General features: G+C 39.5%; 22 protein-coding genes. 13 read left to right on the forward strand and 9 right to left on the reverse strand.

Annotated features, from left to right (window positions below):
* Positions 1-2: 2 nt before the first annotated feature.
* The gene (gene carO / locus BLV99_RS04885; RefSeq protein WP_086184962.1) at positions 3-740 is read right to left on the reverse strand and encodes an ornithine uptake porin CarO; all 738 of its coding nucleotides are present in this window, start codon (positions 738-740) and stop codon (positions 3-5) included.
* A 289-nt stretch (positions 741-1029) separates the two neighbouring features.
* On the opposite strand from carO, the gene dapD reads away from it, so the two are divergent.
* The 6 genes from dapD to BLV99_RS04915 all read left to right on the forward strand — a co-directional run bounded on the left by dapD (position 1030) and on the right by BLV99_RS04915 (position 5358).
* Positions 1030-1851: a 2,3,4,5-tetrahydropyridine-2,6-dicarboxylate N-succinyltransferase gene (dapD, locus tag BLV99_RS04890; protein WP_086184961.1), complete on the forward strand. Its 822-nt coding sequence runs from the start codon at positions 1030-1032 to the stop codon at positions 1849-1851.
* A 113-nt stretch (positions 1852-1964) separates the two neighbouring features.
* Complete coding sequence (gene queE / locus BLV99_RS04895) at positions 1965-2675, forward strand: 7-carboxy-7-deazaguanine synthase QueE (protein ID WP_004648365.1); 711 nt, start codon at positions 1965-1967, stop codon at positions 2673-2675.
* Positions 2676-2717: 42 nt separating this feature from the next.
* On the forward strand, positions 2718-3389 hold the full coding sequence (gene queC / locus BLV99_RS04900; protein ID WP_086184959.1) for a 7-cyano-7-deazaguanine synthase QueC: 672 nt from the start codon (positions 2718-2720) through the stop codon (positions 3387-3389).
* Between the two features lie 13 nt (positions 3390-3402).
* Positions 3403-3822, forward strand: coding sequence for a hypothetical protein (locus BLV99_RS04905; protein WP_092688282.1), 420 nt, complete (start codon positions 3403-3405; stop codon positions 3820-3822).
* Positions 3823-4189: 367 nt separating this feature from the next.
* Positions 4190-4882, forward strand: a complete 693-nt coding sequence (locus BLV99_RS04910; protein ID WP_092688285.1) for a Dph6-related ATP pyrophosphatase — start codon at positions 4190-4192, stop codon at positions 4880-4882.
* Between the two features lie 14 nt (positions 4883-4896).
* Positions 4897-5358, forward strand: coding sequence for a peroxiredoxin (locus tag BLV99_RS04915; RefSeq protein ID WP_092688288.1), 462 nt, complete (start codon positions 4897-4899; stop codon positions 5356-5358).
* A gap of 42 nt (positions 5359-5400) precedes the next feature.
* Here BLV99_RS04915 and BLV99_RS04920 read toward each other — a convergent pair whose 3' ends face one another.
* Positions 5401-6006: a LysE/ArgO family amino acid transporter gene (locus tag BLV99_RS04920; protein WP_092688291.1), complete on the reverse strand. Its 606-nt coding sequence runs from the start codon at positions 6004-6006 to the stop codon at positions 5401-5403.
* A 142-nt stretch (positions 6007-6148) separates the two neighbouring features.
* Between BLV99_RS04920 and BLV99_RS04925 the strand changes: the two genes are divergently transcribed.
* On the forward strand, positions 6149-7045 hold the full coding sequence (locus BLV99_RS04925; protein ID WP_086184954.1) for a LysR family transcriptional regulator ArgP: 897 nt from the start codon (positions 6149-6151) through the stop codon (positions 7043-7045).
* Between the two features lie 63 nt (positions 7046-7108).
* Here BLV99_RS04925 and BLV99_RS04930 read toward each other — a convergent pair whose 3' ends face one another.
* Both BLV99_RS04930 and BLV99_RS04935 read right to left on the reverse strand, forming a co-directional pair.
* A complete protein-coding gene (locus tag BLV99_RS04930) occupies positions 7109-7678 on the reverse strand; it encodes a YceI family protein (RefSeq protein ID WP_092688293.1) in 570 nt (189 codons plus the stop codon).
* Between the two features lie 51 nt (positions 7679-7729).
* The gene (locus BLV99_RS04935; protein ID WP_092688295.1) at positions 7730-8305 is read right to left on the reverse strand and encodes a nicotinate-nicotinamide nucleotide adenylyltransferase; all 576 of its coding nucleotides are present in this window, start codon (positions 8303-8305) and stop codon (positions 7730-7732) included.
* Between the two features lie 104 nt (positions 8306-8409).
* Here BLV99_RS04935 and BLV99_RS04940 point away from each other — a divergent pair, with 104 nt between their 5' ends.
* Positions 8410-9210 (forward strand): enoyl-CoA hydratase, encoded by an 801-nt coding sequence (locus tag BLV99_RS04940; RefSeq protein ID WP_086184951.1) that lies wholly within the window; start codon positions 8410-8412, stop codon positions 9208-9210.
* A gap of 107 nt (positions 9211-9317) precedes the next feature.
* On the forward strand, positions 9318-10076 hold the full coding sequence (locus tag BLV99_RS04945) for a nitroreductase family protein (protein WP_086184950.1): 759 nt from the start codon (positions 9318-9320) through the stop codon (positions 10074-10076).
* 252 nt (positions 10077-10328) lie between these two features.
* Here BLV99_RS04945 and BLV99_RS04950 read toward each other — a convergent pair whose 3' ends face one another.
* The 4 genes from BLV99_RS04950 to purL form a co-directional block, all read right to left on the reverse strand.
* Positions 10329-10646 (reverse strand): YqfO family protein, encoded by a 318-nt coding sequence (locus BLV99_RS04950; protein WP_092688297.1) that lies wholly within the window; start codon positions 10644-10646, stop codon positions 10329-10331.
* Positions 10639-11388 carry a hypothetical protein gene (locus BLV99_RS04955; protein WP_092688299.1) on the reverse strand — a complete coding sequence of 250 codons (750 nt, stop codon included), beginning with the start codon at positions 11386-11388 and terminating at the stop codon, positions 10639-10641. The genes BLV99_RS04950 and BLV99_RS04955 overlap by 8 nt, the downstream gene beginning before the upstream one ends.
* 257 nt (positions 11389-11645) lie before the next feature.
* Complete coding sequence (locus tag BLV99_RS18605) at positions 11646-11774, reverse strand: KGW motif small protein (protein ID WP_004648351.1); 129 nt, start codon at positions 11772-11774, stop codon at positions 11646-11648.
* A 218-nt stretch (positions 11775-11992) separates the two neighbouring features.
* Entirely contained in the window at positions 11993-15823 is a 3831-nt protein-coding gene (gene purL, locus BLV99_RS04960; protein WP_092688301.1) for a phosphoribosylformylglycinamidine synthase, read from the reverse strand.
* Positions 15824-16474: 651 nt separating this feature from the next.
* Between purL and BLV99_RS04965 the strand changes: the two genes are divergently transcribed.
* The 3 genes from BLV99_RS04965 to ruvB all read left to right on the forward strand — a co-directional run bounded on the left by BLV99_RS04965 (position 16475) and on the right by ruvB (position 19804).
* Positions 16475-17815: a deoxyguanosinetriphosphate triphosphohydrolase gene (locus tag BLV99_RS04965; protein WP_086184947.1), complete on the forward strand. Its 1341-nt coding sequence runs from the start codon at positions 16475-16477 to the stop codon at positions 17813-17815.
* Positions 17816-17945: 130 nt separating this feature from the next.
* Positions 17946-18548 carry a Holliday junction branch migration protein RuvA gene (gene ruvA / locus BLV99_RS04970; protein WP_086184946.1) on the forward strand — a complete coding sequence of 201 codons (603 nt, stop codon included), beginning with the start codon at positions 17946-17948 and terminating at the stop codon, positions 18546-18548.
* A gap of 248 nt (positions 18549-18796) precedes the next feature.
* Positions 18797-19804: a Holliday junction branch migration DNA helicase RuvB gene (gene ruvB, locus BLV99_RS04975; RefSeq protein WP_074946380.1), complete on the forward strand. Its 1008-nt coding sequence runs from the start codon at positions 18797-18799 to the stop codon at positions 19802-19804.
* 406 nt (positions 19805-20210) lie between these two features.
* Here ruvB and BLV99_RS04980 read toward each other — a convergent pair whose 3' ends face one another.
* Positions 20211-20792, reverse strand: a complete 582-nt coding sequence (locus BLV99_RS04980) for a hypothetical protein (protein WP_092688303.1) — start codon at positions 20790-20792, stop codon at positions 20211-20213.
* Between the two features lie 229 nt (positions 20793-21021).
* Between BLV99_RS04980 and ybgC the strand changes: the two genes are divergently transcribed.
* Positions 21022-21432: a tol-pal system-associated acyl-CoA thioesterase gene (gene ybgC, locus BLV99_RS04985; RefSeq protein WP_004648345.1), complete on the forward strand. Its 411-nt coding sequence runs from the start codon at positions 21022-21024 to the stop codon at positions 21430-21432.
* Positions 21433-21435 lie beyond the last annotated feature (3 nt).

Below are 21435 nucleotides of genomic sequence, written 5' to 3' on the forward strand. Positions count from 1 at the left end.
AATTAGAAGTGATAACTTACACCAAGTTTAGCGACTGGCATCCACTCGTATTTATTATCATTCGCAATTTTTTGTTCTTCAGCAGCAACAGCATCACCAATCAATACGCCACTACCATTTGTTAAGTCCCCATATGCAGTTAAGTTAACTTTTGGATTACCTGTGTAGTAGGCACCTACTTCACCAAATACACCAAATCGCTCATTAATTTTTGGTGCCCAACCAAAACCTAGGTATGGTGCAATATCATTTTCATAAGCAAGATGACCTTGTACACCACCAGGACCAGTAAAGGTTGAATTGTCAACTTTAATTGAACCTTCAGAATTTTTATTACGCTTATCAAGATCATATTGGCTATCGATGTAACCTACACCAGCAGCCATATATACGCCTTGTGCCCAACGATTTCCACTCGCACCCCAAGGACGAATTTCAGCATTTAAATAGCCAACCTTATTGTCCATTTCCATATCATATTTTGTACCGTTGATTGATAAATCATCAGACCAAGAAATATCACCACCGTTATAACCCAATGCTAAACCGACATATGGGTTTGCAGTCCAAAGTAAAGCACCACCATAGCCCGTTGTCCCCACTTCAGCACGAATACCTGTTGGCACAAGTTGATTTCGATCAAATGCATAACCATCTTGTACGACTGTCTCATCAGCCATTGCTGTTCCTGCAATAGCGGTCAATACAGTTGCCGCAAGAAGCGTGTGTAAAGTCTTCATTGTATATCTCCTTAAAAAATTATTTTCATCATTAATCATGTTTTCTATATCTGGACTATAAAATAAAATTTGATTAACTTTTATTCTAATTTTGCTTAGTTTTTGTTATTTTTTGATACAATTCATTTTTGATTATTAATTTTTTATTGTTCGTTAAATAATCTGTTTTTCCTTTTTTATATCACTCCATTCAGCTTTAATAATTAATTCCGATCTAAAGCGACTTTTTCATCTATTCTTGTCTCAATATAGTGTAAAATCTTGAAAATTTTTTTGGAAATGGAAGATCATGTCTCAGCTTTCAACAATCATTGAACAAGCTTTTGAAGATCGTGCAAATTTCACAGCAGCAAATTGCGCTGTAGAAATTCGTAATGCTGTAGAAGAAGCGATTGCTGGCCTAGATAACGGCACACTTCGTGTAGCTGAAAAAATCGATGGTGAATGGATTGTTCATCAATGGCTTAAAAAAGCAGTTTTGTTATCTTTCAAATTGAACGACAACAAACCAATCGAGTCTGGTGATCTTCGTTTCTATGACAAAGTAGACACTAAATTTAAAGGCTGGACTGAAGCACAATTTCAAGCTGCTGGCGTACGTGTAGTACCGCCTGCTGTTGCTCGTAAAGGCAGCTTCCAAGCTAAAAGTGTGATCTTGATGCCATCTTATGTGAACATTGGTGCCTATGTTGACGAAGGTACAATGGTTGACACATGGGCAACTGTAGGTTCGTGTGCACAAATTGGTAAAAACGTACACTTATCTGGTGGCGTAGGTATTGGTGGTGTTCTTGAGCCATTACAAGCAAACCCAACAATTATTGAAGACAACTGCTTCATTGGTGCACGCTCTGAAATCGTTGAAGGCGTAATCGTTGAAGAAGGCTCTGTCATTTCAATGGGCGTGTTCATTGGTCAATCAACTAAAATTTATGACCGCGCAACTGGCGAAGTTCATTATGGTCGCGTACCTGCGGGTTCGGTTGTTGTTGCCGGTAGCCTTCCATCGAAATGTGGTACTTACAGCTTATATGCTGCGATTATCGTGAAAAAAGTTGATGCGAAAACTCGCGCTAAAACAAGCCTGAACGATTTATTACGCGAAGACTAATTTTCTATTCATTTTCTTGCGGAGCTATCGCTCCTCATCTCTACGGTCAAACATGAGCGTAGAGATTTTTGTTTTTATACTCTCTCATTTGTTTGGTGCGGTAAATTTTTGTTATGAATACTCTTCGATCTTCTACTATTCCTGTTTCTGATCCGTCTGCGGGTTTACGTATCACGGAGATTTTCTATTCATTACAAGGTGAAGCCAATGCTGCGGGCTTACCGACGGTTTTTATTCGTTTAACCGGTTGTCCTTTACGTTGTACTTACTGTGATACCACTTATTCTTTTGAAGGTGGTGAGCGCCAATCTTTAGAGCAGATTATTCAAACAACGCTCGATTTTAAAACCCCTTATATTTGTGTGACGGGCGGTGAACCGCTTGCTCAACCCAATGCTCTTCCTTTAATGACACGCCTTGCCGATTTAGGCTGCGAAGTCTCTTTAGAAACCAGTGGTGCTTTAGATGTTTCTAAAGTTGACCCGCGTGTTTCTAAAGTGCTTGATTTAAAAACACCCACCTCTGGTGAAGAAAAAAGAAATTTACTCAGTAATTTGGATCATTTAACTCAGCATGATCAAATCAAATTTGTGATTTGTAATCGCGAAGATTATGAATGGTCAAAACAGCAAGTTGAGCAGTATCAATTGGTGGATAAAGTGAGCACTGTTTGGTTCTCTCCTGCCTTTGCCGTTGAGAAAGGTAATGTTCGCTTACCGCAACTTGCGCGTGATTTAGCACAATGGATTTTAGAAGACCATCTCCCTGTTCGTTTCCAATTGCAATTACACAAATTGCTTTGGAATGACGAAACTGGTCGTTAATCTATTTCTGTTCTTAAAATATATCTATTTGGAGATTTTAATATGCGCCCTCGTGCCATAGTTTTGTTATCTGGCGGCTTAGACTCAACGACTTGTTTGGCTTGGGCGCAAGCACGTTATGAATGTATTGCCATCAGTTTTATGTATGGTCAGCGTTCGACCACTGAACTTGATGCTGCTCGTGCATTAACCCAACGTGCGGGTGTAGAACATCGTGTCATTAATATTGATTTAGGTAACTTAGGTGGCTCTGCTTTAACAGACTTAAGTATTGATGTCCCTGAACAAGAACAAGTGGGTATTCCTGTAACTTATGTTCCAGCACGTAACACCATTTTTCTCTCCTACGCGCTTGCTGCCGCGGAAGTTTTTGGTGCAGAAGCAATTATCATTGGCATCAATGCCGTTGATTATTCAGGCTATCCAGACTGTCGTCCTGAATTTATTGATGCTTTTGCAACCATGGCTCGCCTTGCAACTAAAGTTGGCGTGGAAGGAAAACCTCTTAAATTTGAAACACCTTTGTTACATTTATCCAAAGCAAATATCATTCGCTTAGGTATAGAACATGGCGTAGACTATAGCCAAACAGTGTCATGCTACCAAGCAGACGACCTAGGGCGTGCTTGTGGCAAATGCGATAGTTGCCGCTTACGTAAGCAAGGTTTTGTTGATGCAGGTATCACAGATCCAACACGTTATATACCGTCTTAACAAGGTACAGTTTATGAAAAATTTGAAATCAAACATTATTCTTTCTACATTCGTTTCTGCTGTTGCAATGATGGCAACTGCTTCTCATGCTGCTGAATCAAACAAACTTCAGGAAGCATATAAAAGCACCAATGTAAAATCGGCTTTAATTAATGTTTGTAAAGATGAAACTGGTAAAAGTAAAAAATTATCAGCAGCAGAAGTTAGTAAATATTGTACTTGTGCGGTTGAAGCTGACGGTAAATTAACCAATGCGCAAAAATGGGAAATCCAAAGTACCATTAACCAAAAGAAAAGCCCTGCGACTTTAACTTTTGTACAAAAGCAAAATAAAGATCTACAGACTTGTTTTGGCCCACAACTAACCAGCAAGCTTAAAAGCTTAACTGAAGAAGCAATGAAAGCTGCACAGGCTGCTCAAGCTAAAAAATAAGTTTATTAATGCCCCTAAAAGCCTGCTATTGCAGTAATGCCAGTCAGTTAAGAAATTGACTGGCATTTTATTTTTTAAATTCATGATGTTATTCGACACGCGGAAACGTCATCCGCAACTGTTCGAGGCAAAACCACTTTGAAAAAGTAAGGTTTCTGCGATGAATTGATCAATCAAAGGTATTTGGCGAGTTTTGCGGATGACAAATGCCTTTGATTACTTTAGGCTTATCCAAAGTAATAGATGAGCTCCAAAGATTGGATTTAACACGATAAGACTCCGTCGTGAATAACCAAGAACTTTATTTCTAAAACCCTTAACTGACTGGCATTATGCTATTGCAGGCTTTTTTAGCTATGGATAATGTATGCAACAGCAATGGAAAACCAACGCGACTCAAGAAAAATTTATCGTGTCTTATAGCGGTGGCAAAGACAGCACCCTCGCCTTGTATCACGCGATGCAGGTCGGTAAAGCTATTGGCTTAATCGTGATGCTTGAAGAGCAAGGACTACGTTCACGTTCCCATGCCATGAACATGGATATCATTCAAGCGCAAGCCAATGCCTTAGGTTTACCCATCATTACTGCGTCTTCAAGTTGGAATGACTATGAGACTGAATTTTTAAAATTGTTGGCACATGCCAAACAGCAAGGTGCAGACGTTTTAGTCACAGGTGATTTAGATATGCCTGAACATGGTTGTTGGCATGATCGGATTACTCAACAAGCTGGGTTGAAACTCTGTATGCCGCTTTGGGAACGGCCACATCGGGAAGTGATTGAAGAATTCATTCAGCTTGGTTTTAAGACCATGATTGTGACTGTTAACCTTAACTTAGGCATGAAAGTTGATGATTTAGGAAAAATTTTAACCTTGGATTATATTCAAGAATTAGAAAATCGAGGGATCGATCCTTGTGGTGAAGGCGGTGAATTTCACAGCACCGTAATTGATGGGCCTTTATTTACAGCACCAATTGCTGTACGCAAAGGTGATATTCTATATCATGAAAATTATGCCTTTTTAGCACTCGAATTAGAAAGCAATTCATTTTAATCAAGGATTAAAGCATGACTGAAAATATTCAATTGCCAAACCAAGACTTCCCGACAACCACTGGCGAAGTTAATTTATCTACCCTTCCATCAGAATGGCTGATTGTGTATTTTTATCCAAAAGATTCAACACCAGGTTGTACTACGCAAGCAGTCGATTTTTCTGCTTTGAAAGATCAATTTGAAGCATTAAATACCACAATTATGGGTATCTCACGTGACTCGGTAAAAGCACATCAAAATTTCACTGAAAAGCAATCACTGAGCATTAATTTAATTAGCGACAAAGAAGAAGTCTTATGTAAACTCTTTGATGTCATTAAAGAAAAGAATATGTATGGTAAAAAAGTGATGGGTATTGAGCGCTCAACTTTCATTTTCCATAATGGCAAACTGGTCAAAGAATATCGTAAAGTCAAAGCAGCAGGTCATGCAGAACAAGTTTTGCAAGATTTAAAAGTCTTACAGGCTGTTTAAATGTCATAGCTAAAAGTCTAAACTCGTTTTGGACTTTTAGTTTTAGCTACTCATCATTAAAGAAATTGCGATGCTCCACATAATCAGTGCAATAACAACATCTAATACGTTCCATGCTTTAGGATTTGCAAAGACAGGGATTAACACTCGAGCACCATACCCCAAACTAAAAAAGAATAACCAAGAAGCCGTGATTACGCCCAAAGCAAAATATAGTTTGGTTTGCTCAAATTGAGTCGAAATAGATCCAATTAAAACCACCGTATCTAAATAGACATGTGGGTTTAACCAAGTTAAAGCCAGACACACCATAATAATTTTACTTAATTGAATTTCATTCTGCGAACCAGCATGCAATGACTGATTCGAGTAAAAGGCTTGTCTGGCATGTTGTAATCCATACCACAATAAAAATACAGCTCCAGCCCATTTGGCAAAACCAACCACATCAGGATAAACCTGTATCATGGTCGCAAAACCAGTTATGCCTAGCACCACCAAAATAGAATCCGAAAGCGCACACACAAAGCAAACCCAGAACACGGCTTGTTTCTTTAAGCCTTGTTTCAGTACAAATGCATTTTGCGCGCCAATAGCCACAATAAGACTTAAACCTATTGCAAAACCTTGTAGATATGTATGTAGCATCCACTTTTTCCATGCTTTTTTCGGTGAAGTGCATTATCGATGCTTTCACACAAAACTAAATATAATTAAGAAAATATCAATTTAACTAAATTATTTTTAGTTTATAGTCATTACTGAAAATGAAAAAAATGAAGCAAAAGTTATGCTGAACAGTAAACAATGTGATGCTTTTCTGGCCGTCGCAGAAATAGGCAGCTTTGATTTAGCAGCAGAACGCTTATGTATTACAGCATCTGCGGTGACTTTACGCGTGCAAAGTCTCGAAAAGACCTTAGGACATTTGCTCATTCTACGTGAACGCCCGTGCCGAGTAACCCAAGCTGGTCAATCGCTATTACATTACTTACAACACAGCCGATTACTGGAACACAACCTAATTCAGGAACTAACAGGACAATCAGCAAGTTCGCATTTTTATCGGCTCAATATTGCAATCAATGATGACTCTTTAACAACATGGCTGCTTTCCACCATTCAAGAAACTCTGATTCTTGACAAAATTGTGCTTCATCTAAAAGTAGATGACCAAACACAGACCCATCATTTATTAGAAACAGGGGTAGTAAATGCCTGTATTTCAACTGAAGTTACTGCAATGAAAGGTTGCCTTGCAGAACCCTTAGGAACAATGACATATCGGATGGTGGCAACGCCACAATTTGTACACCTATGGTTTCCAAATGGTATAAACCGTGAAAATCTAAAAATAACCCCTGCCGTTATTTATAATAATAAAGACCAGATCCATACCGATATTATTTTAAAGCACTATGGCTTAACCCCTGAAACTTATCCACATCACTATATTCCATCTGCGGCAGCCTTTGCAGAAGCCATTTATCTTGGACTTGGCTTTGGAATGCTACCAGATTATCAAATCGGTTCACGCTTAGAAACTGCTGAACTCATTGAAATTCTTCCTCAATTTCGCACTGACATTAGGTTGTACTGGCATCATTGGAAACAACAATCTGTCGCGCTCGAAAAACTAACAACGACCTTACTACAACAAGCACATCTTAAAATGAATCAAGCATAAAAAAGCTGCAATACAAGGTTGTTTAATTTTGAGGTGAATGATTTTGCGCTGAATAATCTTGTGTTATTTGACTTGCCATTGTCCAGATACCTTAATGCTCACCTTTTCTCCTATACCACCAAATGCTTTTTTCATGCCAAAATCACTGCGGTTAACCACGGCTTTGGATTTAACATCAATGAGTTTTGGATTAGCTGTATTCAGTTTTAAAAACGTATCTAGGATTACAGGCTTAGTAATGCCACGCAAAGTTAAATCACCTTTTATACTATAGTGATCATTGCCTAAGAATATAAATTCATGACTATTAAAAGTCGCAGTCGTGTATTTTTCTGCATAAAATAAATCTTCACCTAAAATCATATTTCTCAGTGACGGCTTACTCAAGCTCAGGCTATTTATATCCAACACTAACTGTGCCGAAGCATTCTGTGGTGCTTTAGGGTCAAAAATCATACTGGACTGAACCTGCTCAAACTTCCCTTTCACTATAGAAAAACCCATCGACTTAATATCAAAACCGACATAGGTTTGTGCTGTAAGTGTCCACTCCTGTGCATTGACTTGCGCAACGATGCTTAGACTCATTGCGCCAGCAATTAAGACACTTTTTATTGTGGCTGTGATATTCATCCTGTCCACTCCTAGATCGTTGCAATTTTTTGCCCCAACCTAAAAGCTTACTTAAGATTCTTCAAGATTGCTTTTATCTTGTGTCAGGTATTTATGCTGCAATTGTTGATAAGTAGTTGTGTGCTGAAATTTGTGTAAAAACTCACTGGTTCCGAGTGGAAAAGCAGATTCGACTATTTCCCCACGATAATAGGCTTCACGCAGCGGAGTCGCTGAAATGGCATCTTTTAGACTATCCAGTTCAACCATCTCCCATTCTGGAAAAAGTTGAAGATAATAGGAAGATTCATCCTTAAAATGACCAATTAAACCCACTTTATCTTCAAAATTAACAGCATCTTCGACCAATGATGTCACCAATTTTTGCCATTTTTTATCATCATAAACATCAACAACATACACAAACTTAATTCGCTGTTGATCTGCTGCTGAAAAGTTAGATAAAATCATTGTTTCGCGTTCATTTGCACTAAACGGATTTTTAATATTGCGTTCATTTTGCGCTGAACCCAGTGCCAAAAGTACATACTGACTTTGCTGCAAGGCAATTTTAATGGTTTGCATATGTGCCAAATGAAAAGGCTGAAAACGACCAATAAAAACGAGATAATCAAAGGTATAATTCATAAGGGATCAAATTTTTTATGACTCATGAGTTGTGCCACTCAAATCAATTTACGACATAATAAACGCCATAAAATTAAATTAAGTTTTAAAGCAAGGATAGTACGATGACACTTAGTTGTATTCAACAACCTCATGAACATTTGGATGCGAATTTAGAAAATGGCGTACTGACTTTAGCCATTAATCGACCAAAAGCAAAAAATGCCTTATATGGCGAACTTTATTTATGGATTGCCAAAGCCTTAGATGAAGCTGATCAAGATAAAGAAGTTCGCGTGGTAATTTTACGTGGTGCTGATGCTGACTTCAGTGCGGGTAATGACATGCAGGACTTCATGCAGTTTATTCAAACGCCACTGGCAGGTAAAGCCGGTGATGCACCGCCATTTGTGGTGTTAAAATCTGCTGCGAAATTCTCTAAACCGTTAATTTGTGCCGTTCGTGGTGTTGCAATTGGCATTGGTGTCACGATTTTATTACATGCCGATTTGGTCTATAGCGACAACACTGCCCTATTCCAAATTCCATTTGTCAGTCTGGGTCTTTCTCCTGAAGGTGCTTCAAGTAAATTACTCATTCAACAAGCGGGCTACCATAAAGCCGCTGAGCTTCTGTTCACTGCACAAAAATTTAACAGTGAAAAAGCCTTAAGTGCAGGTTTGGTGAACAGCATTGAAGATGATGTTTATGCACATGCATTGAAACAAGCGCAAACTTTAGCTGCACTGCCATTGGCTTCTATTAAGCAAACCAAAGCGTTAATGAAACATAATTTACAAGAAATTTTAGACTGTGTAGATGATGAAGCTGTGATCTTTATGCAGCGCGTTTCTTCACCAGAAATGGCTGAAGCTGTAGCTGCATTTATGCAAAAGCGTAAACCTGATTTTGCTCAATTTAACTAAATTTAAGCACTTAAAAATTAAAAACCACTTAGTGATTTAGATTGCTAAGTGGTTTTATACTTTCAACCCTTGCATTTTTTTTAATACATTCCTATTAGGCGAACATTATGTCTCAAAATAACGCTGAAAAAAAACGCTATTACGAACCTGCTCCGCAGGATATTGATGTCGAAAATTTTAAAAAGGTTGTTACCAGTCGTCGTTCGGTACGTAAATTTACCGACAAAGCCATTCCTGCGGAAGTGTTAGATGACTGCCTAGACTTGGCTTTACTGGCACCCAATTCCTCAAACTTACAGCCGTGGACATTTTATGTGGTGCAATCGGCAGCGAAGAAAAAGCAATTGGTCAAAGCATGTTTGAATCAATTGGCTGCAAAAACAGCTTCTGAATTAATTGTTTGTGTGGCACGTACCGACCGTTTAGATGAAATGGCGAAAATGAACATTACTGAGTTCCCTTTCCCAGAAGCGCCTGCAACTGTACAAAAGTATTATCGTTTTATTCCCTATAACTATAAAACGGGTTACTTCAATGCCCTAGGTAACTTTAAGAAAGTAGCTTTCAAAGTCGCACGTCAGTTTGACAAGCAACTGCCTGTAACTGCATTCAATCCAGCAGATGCCAAACTTTGGGCCAGCAAAACTACAGCTTTAGCCTGTGAAAACCTTGTACTGGCTTTACGTGCTTATGGTTTTGACAGTTGTATGATGGAAGGTTTTGATGAGCCTTTGGTGAAAAAAATTCTAAATCTGAATAATCAGCAATACCCTGTCATGGTGATTGCTGCGGGTGAACGTGCCGAAGATGGAGTCTTCTTCCCGCAATATCGTTTTGACCGTAATTTATTTATTCAAAAGGTTTGAATTTCATAATATAAACAGATAACGGCCATTCGATACGCGGTAAAGTCATCAGCAACTGTTCGAGGCAGGATTAATATGCATCGTAAAGTTTCTATGATCAGTTTAATCAAATGATGGACTCTGCCGAGTTTTGCTGATGACAATGGTTTTGCCTACTTTTCCCGAAATGAGAAATATATTTCGCAAGGTAGGTCGAACCGAAGGTTAAAACCTACTTTAAATTCATAACAGCAAGACTCCGCCATGAGTTTTTTAGTATTGAACATCGACCATTTGAATAAACTCAAAAGCAGGCTCTTCATATGGATGGCTTGCTTTTAAAGCTTTTGCGACGGCAGATGCTTTATCTTCAACAACAATGGTTTCGACACGCCATTCAGCAACTTGTTCTAAAATTTCTAGCTCACCAACAAATGGCTTTGCCCCTTTTACAGGTTTAAATTGCCCTGTACCTAACACTTGCCAAGCACAATGCTCATAGTTGCCTATACCGCCTGCTCCTGCTTCAAAAATGGCAAGTTTGGTAGATTCAAGATGGGATTCGGGGACGTAGTAGATAAGTTTAAGCATGAGAACCTAAATCATAAATATGCTCAATATTTTCTAATGGTATAACCTTTCCACATCCAACATCTAGACTATTACTTGTAATTCCCTCATCAAATTTTTGGCAAATTAAATACCAATAAGTAAATAAAATTGAATCTAATTCATTTGGATCATATTCTTTATAAAACTTGACGACAGTAGGTTTCAGCTTACTTTTCAAAAAGGTTGTAATACTTTTTCTTGTTTCTAAATTACTAATATCCATAAAAATTTCAGGCAAATCATAACTTTTTCTTATTTTTGCTTCTTCTAGTCTTGTAAAAGCAAATATTCCTACAGCCTGCTTCCCAAAAGCTTCTCCCTTAAATCTCTCTTTTAAGCGACCATTCAATTCATCTTTTAAATTTTCAGATAATAAAGATGGATATAAATTTGAAATTTTCTCTATAAATTTCTTAAACCCATCATTACAGTTTAATAAACCATCACCAAACCATTCTAAAGTTCCATCACTACCACAACGATGGTAATAACTTACTCTTAACTTATCGACTGACTTTTCTTCTTTATCTGTTAATAACCTTCTTATACAATAAGCATATTTGCCAATATCGGTATCACATAGTTTGCCTTGCTCTTTCACTAAGTTATTTATTTTTCGCAATTTTTCATAAATTAATTTTTTATCAACTTCATAATAAGTCGCTAGCGATTCAAGAGCATCATCCTCATGATTAAAACTAAACTTATGGACTCTTCCCATTTTTACAACCTATTTTATTTCACTTAGGTCATTATAACTAAATAGAAAATATGTATTTAAAATTAATATTTTAACCTCAACATCAAATCACATGCCCTGCGACATGGATGTCACACGTTAGGCTGCGGGGCAAGGATGTTCCATCAGTCTAACAAAGCATTTCATAACCTTACGGAATATATTCCTCATGCTTCAAAAGTAAGGCTAAATCAAACATTAAAGCACAATAGAAAAAGCACCTTTCGGTGGCTTTTCTTTTACATCTGTAAGGCATAACCTAAAATCAGAAAGATCAATTGCAAACTCACAACCACCACAAATAGCTTCCAGCCTTTCTTACGCAGCGCTGTTTTATCAACGCTCGTATATGTCATCGTTTTTAGCATTGTGTCACCTCACTTCGAGATTCAATCCTGAACTTATATTGGGTTCACCATCTTTGGTCTATATTGCATCATCATTGCGCATAAAACATACAAAATGTATTTCACTCCAATATAAAAGCAAAATCCAAACCAAGTCCAGCAGGAAAATTTAAAATTTGAAAAAAAATACAACCAAATAAAAAAGCCACCCGAAGGTGGCTTTAAAAATTTACTTCAGATTAACCAATAAATTTACGTGCATTACGGAACATACGTAACCATGCACCATCTTCAGTCCATTCTTCAGGTTTCCAAGAATGCTGAACTGCACGGAAGTTACGTTCAGGGTGCGGCATCATAATGGTTGCACGACCATCAGCAGAGGTTACACCTGTAATGGCTTCTGGTGAACCATTCGGGTTCAATGGATAGTGCTGTGTTGCATTACCGAAGCTATCTACATAACGTAGGCTGACTTGGTTACCTGCATTTAAAGCAGCAATGTTCTCGCTACTTGCAACGACACGACCTTCACCATGCGCAATTGCGATTGGTAAAATCGAGCCTTCCATACCCTCTAACAAGACAGAGTTTGATTTTTCAATGCGGATATTCGCCACACGCGCTTCAAACATTTCTGAAGTATTACGGTGGAAACGCGGCCAGTTATCAGCACCCGGAATAAGGGGAGCCAATTGCGATAGCATTTGACAACCATTACACACACCTAAAGAGAAGGTTCCATCACGGTTAAAGAATTTCTCAAATTGATCACGAAGTTTAGGGTTGAATAGAACAGACTTCGCCCAACCGCCCCCTGCACCCATAACGTCACCGTAAGAGAAACCGCCACACGTTGCCAGACCTTCAAAATCATCAAGATCAACACGACCCGCAATTAGATCACTCATATGAACGTCAACAGTATTGAAGCCCACCTTGTCGAATGCCGCTGCCATTTCGATATGACCGTTGACACCTTGTTCACGTAAAATTGCCATACTTGGACGACGTGAATTGATATACGGCGCTTCAACAGGTTCATTTAAGTCAAAGGTTGGTAATGCAATGATACCTTTGTGTTCTTTGTTGGCAATCAAGCTATATTCTTGATCTGCTGTTTCAACATTGTCACGTAAACGTTGGATTTGATGTGATACTTCAGTCCATGCTTGTTGTAAATCAGCACGGTCTAAGTTCAAGCCATTTACCGTTAAAGTATCCGTTGTATTAACTGTACCCACTACAGCAATTGCATCTTTCAATGTCGATGCTGCAACTTCTGCTTGAAGTAATTCCCAATCAGACGCGCTGATTTGAAGCACTGCACCAATTTCTTCAGCAAATAAACTGTCTGTAGATTGATCTTGTAGTGCTACACCCAAACGTGATGCAAACATCATTTCTGCAACAGTTGCAAGCAAACCACCATCACCAATGTCATGGTAAGCCTTGATTAAGCCACGGTTGTTCCAGTCTTGAACTAAAGCAAAGAATGCTTTGAACTCATCGAAATTATCAACATCTGGTGTGATTGAACCAATTGCTTTATACACTTGCGCAAGGATCGAACCGCCAAGACGGAACTGACCTTTAGACAAGTCAATACGTACCAATACTGAATCTTCATTTTTCAATTCAGGAGTCAGTGTTTTACGCACATCGCCCACTGGTGCAAATGCGGTAATCACACCAGTCATTGGTGAAGTCACCGATTTATCAATCCCTTCATCATTCCATGTGGTACGCATAGACAATGAGTCTTTACCGACTGGAATTGCAATGCCAAGTGCAGGACACATTTCCATACCAATGGCTTTAACACCTTCAAACAAGGCTTGATCTTCGCCTTGCTGACCCGCTGCCGCCATCCAGTTCGCAGACAATTTAATGTCGCTGATCTGTTCGATGTTGGCACACATGATGTTGGAAATTGCTTCAGCCACAGCCAAACGTGCAGACGCAGCAGGATTTAACAAGGCAACAGGAGGACGTTCACCCATCGCCATTGCTTCACCTGTAAAGCCGACTAAACTTGTGGTGGTTACCGCAGCATCCGCTACAGGAACTTGCCAGCGACCCACCATTTGGTCACGTGCAACCATACCAGTAATTGAACGGTCGCCAATGGTAATCAAAAATGATTTCGAGGCAACCGTTGGATTTTTAAGAACACGGTAAATCGCTTCTTTCAAATCAACTTTTGATGCATCAAAGTCATCGCCTTGACGTTCAATTGTCTCGTATGAACGACTCATGCGTGGTGTACCACCCAGCATGACTTGCATTGGCATATCCACCGCTTTGTTATCAAACAATGGATCTTCAACGGTTAAGTGACGCGCTTCAGTCGCTTCACCCAACACAGCAAACGGGCAACGCTCACGTGCACAGATCGACTCAAATAATGACAACGAGCTTGGACGAATCGCCAATACATAACGCTCTTGTGCTTCATTTGACCAGATTTCCATTGGAGACATACCCGGCTCTAATGAAGGAATCTTACGAAGATTTAACACTGCACCGAGTTCGTGATCATTCACAAGCTCAGGCATTGCATTGGAAACACCACCAGCACCCACGTCATGTACAGAAACGATTGGGTTAGCATCTTCAAAGCGCCAGCACGTATCAATCACTTCTTGGCAACGGCGTTCCATTTCTGGATTTTCACGTTGTACTGAAGCGAAGTCTAGGTTTTCACCCAATTTACCGCTGTCAACTGAAGATGCTGCACCACCGCCTAAACCAATCAGCATTGCAGGGCCACCCAACACAATGAGCAAGTCACCCGGTTGGATTGCATCTTTTTCAACATGATCAGGACGAATGTTACCGTAACCACCAGCAATCATAATTGGCTTGTGGAAACCTTTAACGTCACCATTTACATTTTGTTCAAAGGTACGGAAGTAACCATTTAACGCAGGACGACCAAATTCATTATTGAATGCAGCGCCACCTAATGGGCCTTCAATCATAATTTGCAACGGAGATGCCATACGAGATGGTTTACCGTAGTTGTCTTCCCACGGTTGTTCGAAGCCTGGAATATTCAGGTTAGACGTGGTAAATGCCGTTAAACCTGCTTTAGGTTTACCGCCACGACCTGTTGCACCTTCGTCACGAATTTCACCGCCCGAACCTGTCGCTGCACCTGCAAATGGTGCAATCGCTGTAGGATGGTTATGGGTTTCCACTTTCATCAAAATGTGAGCAGCTTGGCTCTTATATTTATAAACGTAGTGACCATTTTCATCTGGTTTTGGATAAAAACGTTGTGTGTCATAACCTACGATAACAGAAGCGTTGTCTTTATATGCTGACAAAACATCTGTAGGAGATTCTTTATAGGTGTTCTTAATCATTTGGAACAATGATAAAGGTTGTTTTTCACCATCAATGGTCCATTCAGAACCAAAGATTTTATGACGACAATGCTCTGAGTTCGCTTGTGCAAACATCATGAGTTCGATGTCATGTGGGTTACGACCCATTTTGGTAAATGCTGCGGTTAAATAATCAACTTCTTCATCAGAAAGTGCAAAACCAAATTCAGAATTGGCTTTAACCAAGGCTTCTTTGCCTTGACCTAAAATATCAATTGAATTTAAAGGTTTTGGCTCAGTCTCAGAAAATAATGCAGCAGCATCATCAATTTGATTGAACACGCTTTCGGTCATGCGGTCATGTAACGCAAGTTTCACTTCAGCAGATATTTCAGAAACACCTTTTAAAGTAAACAAAACACCGCGTTCAAGGCGGTGTATAGGCGTATTACAGTTAGCAAAAATATCCGTTGCTTTAGACGACCACGGAGAGATCGTACCTAAACGCGGTGTGACAAGAATTTGAATTTCATCACTTGCGGCTTGGCGAACTTCAAAAGAAGCACCGTCATTTAATAGTTGTAATGCAGATTGATGCTGCTGCTCGTTGAGCGCTTGATCAAACAGATAAATCCATTGACTTTCAATTGATTGAACAGAACTCAATGACGCGAGGCGATTTAAGAGTTGAGTTTTCTTAAAAGAAGAGTGTGCTTGCGCACCGGCCACGATAAACATGCTGATTTTGGCTCCACGGGCAGGTCTTTTGGACCATACCGCCAATGTGACTTAGAGAGAGCGCATATTCTACTTCGTATTGACCAAATCAGCTAGATAGAAATTCACGAATGTGCCATCTATTCAAGCAAGATCTCTTAAGAATACTTTAATTTTCAGCCAAAAATTTTGAATTTCCCTGATATCTGATGCATAAATATCTTGTTTCTAAATATTATTTAACATATTTCGGGCTATTGTGAAGCCCATATTCCTAGTAAATAGACAACGTGTATAAATCAAAAAATGTTCAATATTCGATTTTTTAAAATCAACACTGCCTCATTTGATTGATTCAGTTTTTATGCCTTTTCGTAGGCAGTATCTCTACTTTTGAGAGGTCAAAAGTAGACAAAAACCTTTTGTTTCCCATACACGACATCCTTGTCGTGATGGGAAACGTGTGGCATCCATGCCACATCCATGAATCCAACACCTGCTAAAATTTATTTTTAATTTTAGCTTTGCTAACCACATAAAAATCTAAATAAATGCGAATTAAAAGCATCTTCAAAAACACGACAAGATATAAGACAAATCATGTCGCCCTGCTCTAGTGCTTTTTTTAGTTTTTTGGCATGATGCTGATAAGCGATAACTGAATAATGATAAATGACTCAAATGCGTTGGCTTGAACTGCTTTCAACAGTTCGTATTGGTAGCAAAAAACAAAGTACAGAACAGGCACGTAGCCCATTTCATAAAGATTATGACCGCATTATTTTTTCACAGAGCTTTCGACAACTGAATCGTAAAACTCAAGTTCACCCGCTGACACAACACGATGGTATTCATACCCGCTTAACCCACTCGCTTGAAGTGTCCTGTATTGGGCGCTCTTTAGGGATGTTGGCGGCTGAAAAAATCAAAGATCAACTGCCAGTATGGATTTCCCCCGCCGATGTTGGCGCGATTATTCAAGCGGCTTGCCTCGCGCATGATATTGGTAATCCACCTTTTGGACATGCTGGTGAATATGCGATTCGTGAATGGTTCGATGATGCTTCGCACGGTAACTTTTTAGAAAAGCTCAGCGCAGAAGAACAAGCCGATGTACGCCAATTTGAAGGCAATGCGCAAGGCTTACGTCTACTGACTAAAATTGATTATCATCCCAATGATGGCGGCATGCGCCTGACTTACGCAACATTAGGCGCTTACTTAAAGTACCCATGGTTATCTAAAACCATTGCATCTCAAGGCAATCGCCCTGCCAGTCAGCGTGCTAAATTTGGCTGCTATCAATCAGAAAAAGAAATCCTTAAACAGATTGCAGAACAACTCGGTTTAATTCAACTGGGCGAATACCATTATTGCCGTCATCCTTTAACTTACCTTTTGGAGGCTGCAGATGACATCTGTTATGCCTTGATTGACCTTGAAGATGGCATTATTTTAAATATGTTGTCTTATGAAGAAGTAGAGCCTATTTTCCTTGATTTAATTGCAGACTATGGCAAACCATCAGAACTTTCGCTACCTAACACAACATGGCAACAAAAAATTGCCGCTTTGCGGGGCCGTGTGATGAAACGTTTGGTGGATGAAGTTACTACAGCCTTTGCTAAACATCACTTTGAAATTTTATCTGGTCAGCTCAAAGGCAGCTTATTGCAATATTGTTCTGAAGATATTGAACAAGGGATTGAACGGGCAAAAAATTTAGCCCGCGATAAAATTTTTGAACATCCACAAAAGGCAGGGTTAGAGATTATTGCCCATCAAAGTTTACAAAACATTTTGGATGCCTTTATTCCTCTAACAACGCCACACAAAACCCTGAGTTTCAAAGAACAACGCTTAATGTCGATGCTAGAACGCGCAGGTGTAAATTTTGAAAGTAACCATTATGAAAATATCATGCAGGTACTAGACGTTATATCGAAGTTTTCCGATCATCAGGCATATAACTTGTCACAAGAACTTCAAGGCAATAAAGCGGGTTTAATCTAAGCATTTAAAAGAATGCAGCTTCATTGAATACTTTTGCTGATCATTTCAGCAAAAAAATGACCGAGCATTTTGCCTTTATGACAAATGCTCACTACTATGCAACGAACGATAGATAAGTGAAAAAATCAAAATGATTGGATGTCTCATTGGTGAAGTGTTTGCTTTAGAAGCACCAACGGTATTATTAAATGTAAATGGCGTTGGCTATGAAGTGGATACCCCACTTTCGACCTTTTGCCAATTACAAAAGGGGCAAAAAGTCACGTTATGGACGCATTTAACCGTACGTGAAGATGCGCAATTGCTTTATGGCTTTTTAGATGCACAGGAAAAAACCATTTTCCGCACCCTCCTTAAAGTCAACGGCGTTGGCCCTAAAATGGCTTTAGGCATCCTATCCACTTTAAGTATCGACCTGCTGATTCATACCGTTGAAAATGAAGATATTAATACACTCATTAAAGTCCCGGGTGTGGGTAGAAAAACCGCTGAACGTTTGATGATTGAACTGCGTGATCGCTTTAAAACACTTGCATCAGGTTCAACCTCTGTAAACTCAACCACAACTCAAATTCAATTCAATTCCAATTCAGCCGTTGCCGAAGCAGAAGCTGCGTTACAATCACTGGGTTATAAACCTGCCGAAGCGCAAAAACTGATTAATGCGGTAAAAGCAGATTTTACTGAAGCCAGTGATATTATTCGTGCTGCGCTAAAATCAATGAATAGATAAAAAGATTTAATCTAACACTACACGAAATTCGATACACGAATGGCGATATGGATGTCGCCAGTTAAATAGGAGATACGGGACGTGTCCTCTATTTAACAAAAGGGTTTTGTTACCTTGCGCGGTATACTGCTCATCTGTCAAAAGTAAAGTTATGCCGACACAATGGCATCTAAACTCAAATATTTATCTGAGACTGTATGAATCATCACAGACTCAATTGATGCCCCTAAAGGTAAATCTAAATCATTATGCAAGACCGTTTAATCAGTGGTTCTGAAAAACCTGAAGATCATTTTGATCGTGCCATTCGCCCCACTTCACTCGATGACTATGTGGGTCAACCTGTGGTGCGTGAACAAATGGAAATCTTTATTGGCGCAGCACGTGGACGTGGTGAAGCACTTGACCATACTTTAATTTTTGGCCCACCGGGTTTGGGTAAAACCACACTGGCCAATATTATTGCACGTGAAATGGGTGGTAACTTAAAGTCCACTTCAGGCCCAGTACTGGAACGTGCCGGTGACTTGGCCGCCATGCTAACCAACCTTGAAGAAGGTGATGTTTTATTTATTGATGAAATCCACCGTCTTTCCCCTGTGATTGAAGAAATTCTTTACCCAGCAATGGAAGACTACCAACTCGATATTATGATTGGTGAAGGCCCAGGTGCACGCTCGATTAAACTGGACTTGCCTCCATTTACTTTGGTTGCAGCAACCACTCGTGCAGGCTTACTGACCTCTCCACTACGTGACCGTTTTGGTATTGTGCAGCGTTTAGAGTTTTATTCGGTTGCTGACTTAACTCACATTGTGTCACGTTCAGCCAGTTTAATGGATGTTCCCATGACTGCCGATGGCGCTAAAGAAATTGCCCGTCGTGCACGCGGCACGCCCCGTATTGCCAATCGTTTACTGCGTCGTGTTCGTGACTATGCTCAAGTCAAAGGGACAGGCGAAGTCAATCAAGATATGGCGCAACGTGCATTGGACATGTTAAATGTTGATAAAGATGGTTTAGACACTTTAGACCGTCGTTATTTAAGTATGTTGTTAGAGCGTTTTGACGGTGGCCCTGCTGGTGTGGAAGCTTTAGCTGCGGCAATGGCGGAAGATTCAGGCACCTTGGAAGATGTCATTGAACCGTATTTGATTCAGCAAGGTTATGCAATGCGTACAGCACGCGGGCGTATTGCCACCAATATGGCGTATTTACAGTTTGGGATGACACCACCTGAACCGAAAGATAAATGAGAAAAGGGAGATTTATTCTCCCTTTGTAACTCTTTCAAATTCATCTTTAAAATACTCAAATAACTCATGCTTAAACTGTCTAATTTCTTCTTTCCAAATATTTGATTATAAATTTATATTTTATTTTTAAAAATTCATCACTTTAAAAAATCACATGACAGGCGACATGGATGTCGCCCGTTGGATTGACTTGCGCTACGCTTTAAAGCAGTGCTTAAAGCTTGCTCAGGATATACCATCAATCCAACAGAGGGATTTTGTTACTTTTGTCCCGTCAAAAGTAAATAGACCAAACCATATAGAAAATTAATCACATACAACATTAGAAAGAGTGTCTGGAACCAAGTTCAATTAGCTCATCCTCTCCACAAAATCATATTCTTGCTTAATTCAACAAATAAAAGATCTAAGACTTAGAAATCACCCTAACTTCTTCCACCAGCATCAACTCACATGCACCATTACCCGTATCTTCACGGCTAAGGGAACTACGCCATGTCCATCCATCTTCGGCCTTTACTTCAACCAACTGCCCTTTTAAATAAATCAAATTATCTTGATCAATTTGAGCCAGTTGTTTGGCAATCGCTTTGCTTGCAGGAATTAAATGCGTATTGGCGCTTTGACTTGATATTTCATTTACAGGAATAGGTGGTGTATTTTCATAGCGCCAATAATACCAACGGTTACTCTGCCGAATGGACAGCTGCTTATAAACCGCAGGATCTGCCATTCGATCCCAGCCTAAAGCAAAATCGACTGGACTGAGTTCAGCTTCACGCCCAAAGTTATAGTTTTCTTTGGACAAAACTCGAAACTCACCTGCATAGGGTGCCAAATTGGTCATCACAAACTGATCACTGTGATGCACGCCATCGACCACTTGATCATAGGTTGAATCCTGAATAGCAGAATGAGGTGCAGCCCAATACAACCAAAGCGCATAACCTATTGCCAGTGCCATCAACCACTTTATATATCGACTCATTGCATGTTCTCCCCCAGAACAAGAAGAGTGTATCCAGTTCATCAATAATTTTATATAGCTTCAAATTGTATTTGAAACCTTGTGCCATTGGAGGAAAAGCTCAGAGTGCTAAACTTCCACGCTATACAGAGCTTGACTCTTAGCGAATACAGCATCATCTCAAAAGATGAAAATCTCCCTAAAAGCACGGCTTTAAAACATAAAACCGAACCCAAAATGGAACAAGATCATGGCGAATAAATTCGAATTTCAAATTCGTGTATATATTGAAGATACTGATGCAGGTGGCATTGTCTATCATGCAAATCATATTCGCTTTATGGAGCGTACCCGTACTGAATGGTTACGTGCGGCAGGTGTTGAGCATTACTGGCATCAAAAAGATTATCACTTTGTAGTACATAAAATAAATGTGAAATATTCACGTCCAATCCTTATGGATGACCTGATTACGGTTACAGCGAGTGTTGTTTCATGTAAAGCAACATCTTTTGTATTGCAACAAAATATTTATCGTGGTGAAATCATGCTGGCATCTGGTGAAGTCGAATTGGCATGTATCAGTGTAGACGGCATGCGTCCAACACGGCTTCCTGAGGAAATCCGTCAACTAATTCTAAAAGAGTTAGGACAAGACTAAAAA

It is taken from the genome of Acinetobacter kyonggiensis, from assembly GCF_900107285.1.
GTDB classification, from domain to species: Bacteria; Pseudomonadota; Gammaproteobacteria; order Pseudomonadales; family Moraxellaceae; genus Acinetobacter; species Acinetobacter kyonggiensis.